At 44.9% G+C, this 1,854-nt stretch carries 1 protein-coding gene; it reads right to left on the reverse strand.

Translation table 11 applies throughout. The features are described 5' to 3' along the window. Nucleotides 1-288: 288 nt before the first annotated feature. A complete protein-coding gene (locus tag F6J94_RS33515) occupies nt 289-1,653 on the reverse strand; it encodes a mucoidy inhibitor MuiA family protein (protein ID WP_293048199.1) in 1,365 nt (454 codons plus the stop codon). Between the last annotated feature and the right edge of the window lie 201 nt (nt 1,654-1,854).

Genomic DNA, 1,854 nt, shown 5'->3' on the forward strand with positions numbered 1-1,854 from the left:
TTGGGAGTAGGGAGTAGGGAGTAGGGAGTAGGGAGTAGGGAGTAGCTGATAAGGGTAGGTTTTTAACAAAGACCTCAGGTGTGGGGTTTGGGGTGTGGGGTGTGGGGTGTGGAGTATAAGAAAATTTACCATTATTGTCGTTAAAAATCATCAAGACAGGAAAATGAGGATGTTCAACTAACAAAAATTCTGAAGACAGCCTCTTCCCACTGTTCCCTGTTCCCAGATCCGCTGTTCCCTGTTCCCTCTTCCAAACTATTTATTTAGCATAACAAGTACCGTAGAGCCCTAAATATCCAAACCAATCACGGTTAAATCAGGGGAATGCTCAATGATAAACTGATAATATAGCTCTTGCTTATCCTGGGGTGATAAATCAATTTTCCATTCTAGCAATCCCATCTCACCAGTCTGTATTTTGGGATTAGTCTGAGTCAGCCGCACTTTGATTCTCTCATCACGGCTCACTGGCAACTGTTCTTTTACTACCAAAGTCTTTTGCACACTCTGCAAATTAGTAATTACCAGTCGATAGGCATAAGTCGTGCGGCGCTGATTGCCAATTAATTTCTTATCAACTTGACGCTCCACTAAATCCCGCTCAATTTTCACTCCCTCATCTATGCCTAAGTTCAGCCTGAATTCTTGTCCTGGTGAAATATTCTCCAACTTAGTTGTACCAACAAAGGTTTGATCACGAAAGATATTCGCTTTGCCTGGTAACAAGGTTGCACCAGTAGTCGGATTGGTAACAACAGTTTGTAGGTAGGCGAAACTAACTAGCCGAGGAATGGCAAGATACTCAGGATTGCTAGGATATTCATCACTAAAAATAGTCACTTTGTGAGGGGAACCATCACTGGGAATATTGCTGTTACCATCTAACTCAAAGGTAACCACACCTCCTTCTGTCGATACTACTGCTACCACTGTTTGGGCAGCAACTTTTGCTGTTGCTAACATGGCTTGGGGAGCACTACGAGTTTTCAATGCTTCCGACTCATCCTCATAGTCTTGATCTGGAGATAATTCTGACATTGAGTTAGACATTGCCCTACTCTTTAGCCTTCGCAAAGCTCGGATAGGTTGTTGGTCTAGTGCCTGAATGTACCATGGTTCCAGCTTAGGGGGTAGGGTTCCCAGTCCAGGCTTAGCAGTGGAAAGAGTAAGGCTAACGTTGGACCAATCTTCCCCAGTGCTTTGTTTGACTTGTGCAAGGTAGCTCAGATTTATGCGATCGCTACTGCTGTTGGTGCGCAAGTCGTAAAGTGGTATCCAACTGGCACGATTCACTACATAGGATACTTCTAGGTCAAAATCCACCGCCCCCTCTGCTGCTAAGGTGACAATAATGCTCAAACTCTCCTGGGGACGGGGAGTTTTCAACTGTTGTAGCTTAGCTTTCAGAGCATTTAATTGCTTTTCTAACTCTTGCTGTTGTTCTTCTTGTTGAGCGATCGCGCTCGCATCTGCATGGTAACGCTGCTCCAGAAAGTTCAGAAATTCACCTGTTTCCTGCAAGCCAATCTGTTGTTGGGCAATACTGCGGGAAAAATGTTGGACAGCTTTATCAGTCAAAGCCTCAACAAAATTCTTTGCTAGCTCCTTTGACGCCAGCTGGTCTTGGAGGTGGCGTTTTTGTTTTTGTGACATATTCCCGACGCTGCCCTAACGGGACAGCGCGGGCTTCTTACCAACTCCGGCTACTGCTTTGGATACTCGATAAGCTTTATTAACGACACGGTCAGAAGTTACCGCAAGAATAGGGCAGCCTTTATGGTTAGTCGGTTATGCGTAAAGGGTTAAAACTTTATGATTAAGGCCAGAGACGAAACCTTAGGAGAGGGTCGCCTT

It is taken from the genome of Moorena sp. SIO1F2 (assembly GCF_010672755.1).
Taxonomy (GTDB): domain Bacteria; phylum Cyanobacteriota; class Cyanobacteriia; order Cyanobacteriales; family Coleofasciculaceae; genus Moorena.

What these genes read in the sequence shown, in the direction of transcription:
- F6J94_RS33515 (WP_293048199.1), bottom strand. Translation starts at nt 1,653, where the DNA reads ATGTCACAAAAACAAAAACGCCACCTCCAAGACCAGCTGGCGTCAAAG.